A 7,440-nucleotide genomic window follows, 5' to 3' on the forward strand; every position below is an offset into this window, starting at 1 on the left:
CGCCTAATAACGTCAGAAGCGTCAGATGTTTATAAAAGACCAATTATTGATATGTCAATTAATTAGTAAATCATCATTTTACTTTGTTACAATTCCTGAAAAAAATTTTCAAAAAAAATTAAAAGCTGTTACCGGATTCTTTGGATTTTGTCTTTACAGAAGCAGTTTTAGACTCTGAAGTAAAAGTTATATTTTCTGTGGTTTTGAATAATCTGTCGATTCGCTTTCTGGTGGAAATATCCGGAGCAACGTTGTAAAACTCATTGATCAGATCCAATGAACCAGGTTTCTTTGGATATTGATTGTTGTTGAGGAAATTTTTCAAAGCCAGGTTCACTTTATTTTCACCGATTAAGTTACTCAGCTGTACCATTGCGGCAGCTCCTTTGGAATACGAAATATGGGGAACATCTCCGGTTGCTTTGTAGATCGGTACATTTTCAGACAGTCCTTTTTCATTGTCATAGATCTGCTGATGTACGTTGATTCTTTCCATCATTTTTTCTTTGCCATGCATTTTTTTGTAGAGCATCATTTCGGTATACATGGCGAGGGTTTCAGTAAGCATCACAGAACCTTCTCTGTCATCAGGGGCTATCTGGCTGCTGCCCCACCAGAGATGGGAAAGTTCATGGCCTGCCAGCTCATTGATGACATCCTGTTTCTTATCGGCCAGAATATTGGCGTGGAAAACCATATCCTCAGGCATAAAAACAGCAGAAGGATAGGCTGTAGCCGCAAAACCTCTGGTAAAAGAAGAAATCTCTGCAAAATTGATGGTTTTAAAAGGATATGGACCAAAGTTTTGCTGACAATAATCTAAAGTAAGCTTTGCATTTTCAAGAAGGTGATTCACATTCTCAAAGTGTTTCTGATGATAAAAGATATTGATGGAAATTCCTTTATAGTTCACGCTTTTGATCTTATATTCAGCAGATGAAACGGCAAACCGGAAAGGAATCTGATCTGCTTTATACTTAAAATAGTTGCGCCCGGCCTGTGACCATTTTCTGACAAGATCTCCTGTTCCTATGGCAGTCTGTTTCTTTTCGGTGGAAATCATCATCGTAAGATTGATAAAATCCTTTTTTGAAACTTGAGGAGCTTCAGGTTTTTTCAGTTCAGCAAGTTTTCCAAGGTTGAACTGGGTTCTTTGTTTTTCATCCTGAATTTCATTATCCTTCTGATATCCAATTGTTGGATAATACCTGCTGATTCTCATAAAAGATCCGTTTTCAATAATGGCATTGAAAGACTGGTGTCCGTTGACCGCAAACCATTGATAAGATAATGTAAAATCAAGAGAAGCAGTCTTGCCCGGTTGAAGAGGTTTTTGTAATGAAACTTCTGTAATATGGGTATTAATTTTTGAGATTTCAGTACCACACTTTATCACAGCAGATTCCAATTTTAAATCCTCATTAAAATTGATCAGAACCTTATTGATAGGTTGATTGGTTTGATTTTTAAGGGTATATTTTCCAATGATCTGATAAGCATTTTTCGAAGGATACAGCGCAATTTCTGTAGCAATATCGGTGATATCCGGCTGGGGAAGTTTTTCATATTTTCTATAGTTTTTTTCATATGCTGCCGAGTTTAGAATAGCCTGATCTTCATTTTTTGGAATATAACCTTTCATAAATAATACTCCGGCAAAGATTCCTGAGATGAGCAGAATGATACTGAAGCCCGATGCAAGTACAGGAACTTTTTTAATTTTTATAATGCTGTTGAGCATCCATAAAATACTGATAATTCCCGTTCCGAATAATAGTCTTTGTAGAAAAGCTTTTTCATAAATTCCATAGCCGTTAAACTCACTGTAAGTCCCTTTAAAATCTGAGAATATTCTGAAGAGAGGGTAGGGTGTCAATTTCCCCGAAAGCGGACCCGCTACTATAAAAACGGCAAGAATGGAAACTCCAAGCGCAATGAATTTATTGGGAATCCTGTCATTCATCAAAAGAATCAATCCTGAAAAGAGGATCAAAGGGAAGGTATTGAAAATAAAAACACCGATATAAGCATTCCAATCAATATGAAAATACTGATAAGCCGCCTGAAAAATAATTCCCTGAATAATTACAATTCCGGTGAAGAAAAACAGCAGAAAACTGATGGAGATAAAATGTCCGGTTAACCGGTTTTTGGAAAAATAGGTGCTGTTTTCAATCAGATAAAACCCCGAAGACTGGCTTCTCCAATAAATATCATTCAAAAAATATACAGAAATCAGAAGACCCAGCAGATGAAAATTTTCCGAAATGGTTGCTGCCATAAGTCCGGAACCTGCATATTTCTGTGGAAGGCGGATGCCCTTTTCAATTTCGGCATACATTTCCATTCCGATACAAAATAACAACAGTATGGAAACGGCAGGAACGGCAATGCTTTTAAACAAATAGGTAAGATCCGTTTTTGTAAAGGACAATACGGACCGGAAAGAACTCCATCCATTGAATCTGGGTGTAACAATGGAGTATTCTGCTCCATTTGTTTCCGAAAATATAAGAGTTTTTCCTGATGTTTTTACTTTCTGTCCGGAGGTATTGGAGAAAGAAAATAATCTGTGCGAAAGCAGAAGAATTCCAACAGGTATAAAAAAGAATAAAATTCTGTTAAACAAAAGATAACCAGAGAAAGGTACCAGTTGAATATTTTTCTGATGAGCTGTGAGATCACGGGCTTCCATAAAATAAGCGGATAATCCAAAAGGGTCAATTAAAGCCGAAAACTGTTGCGTTTCCAGTGACTGGGGAAGACTTCCCGCCATAAAGGGTGAATTGGAAAACAGCAGGATAATCATATAAAAAACATACAGAAGCAGTCCACCTACTACAACCAGCAGTTTTTTCCTGACAATAAATGCAATGAGAAAAAGAAAACTGCAGACAAACAAACTGTTGATAAAACCGAATATGAATAAGGGATATAGATAATGGACAATGTTAAAACCTTCCTGCATTTCACTTCCCGTCCGCATTACCTGACCTATGATAAATCCTGTCATTAAGAAAGAAAAACTTAAAAACGTCTGTAAAAAATAAGCATAGAATTTTCCTTTCAGGTAAGTGAGTTTTGACAATGGGAATGAAAACAGAATACTGTCAAATTTTGAATCCTGGTCTTTAAAAAGCAGCTGCAAGGCATAAACCGTAGCGAAAAAAATCACGGCAAGGCTCAGCATTCCGGTCATAAAACCAATGGTGTAGGGAGAGTTTAAATAAATCCCTTCTCCTACTGAAAGATTGAACTGATTACCAGAAAAGATGCCCATTCCTATTAAAAGTAAGGCCACAAGATAGGTGAGCCAGTGTTTGGAAGAGCGTCCGGCTTCAAATAAAAATATCGTATTCATGATTAAGGTTTTTGGGTGAGTGTGTGGAAGTAAACGTGCTCCAGCAATGGGGCTACCGGACTGAAGTCTTTCGGAGATTCTTCAGAAAATACAGTGATATAAAGCTCTCTTTCCAAAAGCTGTCTGCTGATGATTTCATAGCTGGAATGATAGCTTTCCAGTTCATTTTTGTCAATAGGTTTTGACCAGATTCTATTGTCCAGCTCTGCAATCAGTTTTCCCGGATTTCCTTTTCGAAGGATTTGCCCATGGTTCATCACCGCCATTTCTGAGCAAAGATTTCTGACATCTTCAACGAGATGGGTAGACAGAATGACGATAACCTCCTGGCTGATATCATTGAGCAAGCTGTTGAAACGATTGCGTTCCTCAGGATCCAGCCCTGCAGTGGGCTCATCTACAATAATGATTTTCGGATCTCCCAATAAGGCCTGAGCTACACCGAATCGCTGTTTCATTCCCCCAGAAAAGGTATGGACTTCTTTTTTAGCAAAATCAGAAAGGTTGACTTTTTCCAGCAGACCCAGAATTTGTTTTTTACGTTCGCTTTTGTCGGTAATCCCTTTCAATATGGCAATATGTTCCAGTAGGTCGTACGCGGAAACTTTCGGATATACTCCGAAATCCTGTGGGAGAAATCCGAGATTCTGTTTGATATAATCAGGGTTTTTGGCGATGTCCACTCCGTTGAAAAGTATTGTTCCGAAGGTCGGTTTCTGAAGTCCGACAATAGTTTTCATCAAAGAAGATTTTCCGGCTCCGTTGGGACCAAGAAGCCCGAACATACCGTTTTTGATGTCGAGTGAAATGTCTTTAATAGCCTGAAATCCATTTTTATAGGTAAGGCTAAGGTTGTTGATGGTTAATGTGTTCATAACGTTGTGTTTAGGGAATAGAAGGACAGGCGGCCTTTCGACAGCAATTTTAGAAGTTAATGGCTGGAAGATGGAAGCTGGAAGCTAGAAGCTAGAGGTTAGAAGTTAGAAGTTAGAAGTTAGAAGTTAGAAGTTAGAAGTTAGAAGTTAGAAGTTAGAAGTTAGAAGTTAGAAGTGAACTCTTATACTCACCACTCTCAAACCCTTTTACTCTCAAACCCTCAAACCCCGAAACTCGCATCCCGCAACTCGTTTACTCTTTAAATTCAAGAATATCTCCCGGCTGGCATTCCAGGATTTTACAGATGGCTTCCAAAGTATCGAAGCGGACACCTTTGGCTTTACCGGTTTTCAGGATAGAGAGGTTTACGGGCGTGATACCCAGTTTTTCTGCCAATTCTTTACTCTGCATTTTTCGTTTGGCAAGCATCACATCTAAGTTGACTATAATTGGCATTTTAAATAAATAGGTCTTGTTCGTTTTGCAAATGTAGTCCTTGCTTAAAGATATTCGCAAGAAACAGGCAGAAAATTCCAAGCATAAAGTGAATAAACACCAGTCCCCATATCATACTTTCTACTTCCACAAAGAAACTCGCGATAATAACCAGAGGAAGCGGAATAAAAATATTGTACAGGTAAAATCTCTTAAGCTGAATGATATTTTCATGAGTAAACAGTTTTTGTTGGAAAAACACTTTGAAAACCCCGGCGGATAACCAGAAAAAGATTCCATAAGTGATAAGCACCAACATAAAGGAAAAGATCATATAAGGATAATTGTTTTCGATATTCAGAAACGGTTGTTCTGTAAACGGATAATTGATGTGAAGGAACTGGCCTTCTTTATAAGGCGTGACCGCAAATCCGCTCATCAGGCAGAATAAGGAATACCCAAAAGTGACTAAATATCCGGCCGAAAGTAAGGCGCAGATATAAAATAAAATTCTTGCAATAATTTTGGTCTGGTTCATGGTATGAATTGTAATTACTATTGCAAATGTATAATAAATTATCGTAAAACAATAATTTATTTAAATAAAATTTTAATTCTTAAATTTTGAATTCATCAATAATACTAAAAAATAAGGCGTTAATCACAGTTTTTTATTAATTTTAATAAGAGTAAAGTTGATCAACTTATCCCTTTAATTAATACCCGAGCTTAATGATTAACAAAGGTTTTCTTATTGATGCCCTTCGACAGGCTCAGGGTGACAACTGGAATACCAACGACAATTTTTAAGCACTGTCAGGCTGAGCTTGTCGAAGCCATTATTATTAAAAAGGATAGATCAAAAAAAAAAGAAATCATGGCTTACAGTATTGAACTTGCCGACCGGGTACGTGAACGGCTTTCAATGGAAAAGAATATAGAGGTCGAGGAAAAGAAAATGTTCAGCGGACTGTCTTTTCTGGTGAACGGAAAGATGTGCATCAACATCAGTCATGATAACCTGATGTGCCGTTATGACCCGGAGTTGGAAGATGAGGTTTCGGAGAAGATAGGCTTTCTCCCAATGATCATGAAAGGGAAACAGTTAAATGGCTATTGCTATGTAGAACCCGTCGGTTTTAAAAAAGCAGATGATTTTGAATACTGGATTAAAATCTGCCTTGATTATAATCCCGTAGCGAAGGCGTCTAAGAAGTGAGTTTTCGGGTTTGAGTGTTTGAGAGTGGACGAGCTGCGGGGTACGAGGTGCGAGTTTCGGGGTTTGATTGTGTGGATGAGAGTTACGGGGTACGGGTTGCGAGTGTTTGAGAGTGGGAGTGATGAAGTTCACCAATCCCACCATTTATCACTTATCATTCATGATGATACAGTTTTTCTCTGATCTGAATTAATGTTTTTGTGGTTTTCTCCAGGTCCGGAGAGTCGGGAAGAGTGCTGGTAGAATAATGACTTTCTATGGATTCTATCAGGTTTTCTGCCCTTTGCATTACACTTTCATACGACTGGTTGCCACTTTTGATATCTAACAGTTCATCACGGTCTTCTACACGGATCGTTAGTGAACCGGTTTTAAAAATCTGTTCACAGGACTGCAGCAGCCGGATGGTGTGCATCATATTCTTGCTGTCGTAATTCTGCCCGTGAGTCTGATTGACATTATAACGGTCTTCATTACGCTCAGCAACCCACTTCCAGTATTCCCTATAATTTTTGCAGTAAACAGAGTAGGCATCCAGATTACAATACAGATATGCAACCGGTTTTTCCTTTTTAGGAACAGAGGATACAGAAACCTGATTAGCTTCTTCATTCTGAATAACTCCTTTATATCCAAATGTCCCCGATTCATCATAAAATAAAGCATACATTCCCTTGGTATGATCAATGTTTATCAATCCGCATTTTTCCTGTGAGAGACCAGCCTCATCCAGCCATTTTTTCAAGGGTACAGAACCTTGTCCTTCCAAAATAAAACAGAAGTCCAGGATCGATTTTCTTTCTTTATCAATCGGATTTACAATCTTTTTATTGAGACCTTTTGCCTTTTTGATCTGCGAAACAGCATAACCTGCAAATGTATCTTTGCACAGTTTTGAAATAAAATCTTCTGTTTTCAATAAATCCATCAGCGGATGTTTGTACAGAATACAATCTTCCGGACTGGCCAGAATTTCCAGAATATTAGGATTGTTTTTCTGAAGCAGTTCTACAAACCTCCCGATTTCGTAATACGTAATGTCATTCGTTTCATTGGAAATCTGCGGAATATAGTTCAGGCCAAAGAAATCTTCCTTCGGCAAATAATATACCCCACGGATATCCGTATCAGAATTCTCCGTTGCCAGCCCGAAAGCTCTACTTCCGGAAATGGCTTCGAAGAGGAGAAGGTTTTTGTTTTTTAGGTCTTGGATGGTCATTTAAAAGCATTTAATTTTTTTTCCCATTCTGAATATCCCAGGAGTTTTGAGCTATATCCATTATCTTATATGGTTTATAAATATTATCTTCAAAAACAAACTCAAATTTTTCTCCAATAAGTTGCTCGTAGTCTTTTTTCATTCTTGAAAGTATAATTTCTGTTGAAGATAAAAAGTTATTGAGTTCTTCTTTATATTCTTGAAGGAATTTAATTTCGAAGTTATAATACTTTGGTATAATTATTTGTGATTTATTTTCTAAAATATAATTTTTGTTTTTTATAGACATTGGAGGGTGGGGAGGGTCTTTCGGGGGTGGGGTTGGGGGGG

At 37.8% G+C, this 7,440-nt stretch carries 7 protein-coding genes; 1 reads left to right on the forward strand and 6 read right to left on the reverse strand.

Annotation, left to right across the window (positions count from 1 at the left end; all coding sequences use genetic code 11):
* Nucleotides 1–118: 118 nt before the first annotated feature.
* The 4 genes from LIV57_RS22685 to LIV57_RS22700 form a co-directional block, all read right to left on the reverse strand.
* Nucleotides 119–3,361 (reverse strand): ABC transporter permease/M1 family aminopeptidase, encoded by a 3,243-nt coding sequence (locus LIV57_RS22685; protein ID WP_227944426.1) that lies wholly within the window; start codon nucleotides 3,359–3,361, stop codon nucleotides 119–121.
* A gap of 2 nt (nucleotides 3,362–3,363) precedes the next feature.
* The gene (locus LIV57_RS22690; protein WP_227944427.1) at nucleotides 3,364–4,236 is read right to left on the reverse strand and encodes an ABC transporter ATP-binding protein; all 873 of its coding nucleotides are present in this window, start codon (nucleotides 4,234–4,236) and stop codon (nucleotides 3,364–3,366) included.
* A gap of 253 nt (nucleotides 4,237–4,489) precedes the next feature.
* Complete coding sequence (locus LIV57_RS22695) at nucleotides 4,490–4,693, reverse strand: helix-turn-helix domain-containing protein (RefSeq protein WP_002980904.1); 204 nt, start codon at nucleotides 4,691–4,693, stop codon at nucleotides 4,490–4,492.
* 1 nt (nucleotide 4,694) lies between these two features.
* The gene (locus tag LIV57_RS22700) at nucleotides 4,695–5,210 is read right to left on the reverse strand and encodes a DUF2975 domain-containing protein (RefSeq protein WP_227944428.1); all 516 of its coding nucleotides are present in this window, start codon (nucleotides 5,208–5,210) and stop codon (nucleotides 4,695–4,697) included.
* A 339-nt stretch (nucleotides 5,211–5,549) separates the two neighbouring features.
* Here LIV57_RS22700 and LIV57_RS22705 point away from each other — a divergent pair, with 339 nt between their 5' ends.
* Nucleotides 5,550–5,891 carry a TfoX/Sxy family protein gene (locus tag LIV57_RS22705; protein ID WP_227944429.1) on the forward strand — a complete coding sequence of 114 codons (342 nt, stop codon included), beginning with the start codon at nucleotides 5,550–5,552 and terminating at the stop codon, nucleotides 5,889–5,891.
* 154 nt (nucleotides 5,892–6,045) lie between these two features.
* On the opposite strand, the gene LIV57_RS22710 is transcribed toward LIV57_RS22705, so the two are convergent.
* Together LIV57_RS22710 and LIV57_RS22715 are read right to left on the reverse strand one after the other, a co-directional pair.
* Nucleotides 6,046–7,110 (reverse strand): DNA polymerase beta superfamily protein, encoded by a 1,065-nt coding sequence (locus LIV57_RS22710; RefSeq protein WP_227944430.1) that lies wholly within the window; start codon nucleotides 7,108–7,110, stop codon nucleotides 6,046–6,048.
* A 10-nt stretch (nucleotides 7,111–7,120) separates the two neighbouring features.
* On the reverse strand, nucleotides 7,121–7,440 hold a 320-nt coding region (locus LIV57_RS22715), incomplete at its 5' end, for a hypothetical protein (protein WP_227944431.1).

Origin of the sequence: Chryseobacterium sp. X308 (assembly GCF_020733145.1) — a bacterium.
In the GTDB taxonomy this organism is placed as follows: domain Bacteria; phylum Bacteroidota; class Bacteroidia; order Flavobacteriales; family Weeksellaceae; genus Chryseobacterium; species Chryseobacterium cupriresistens.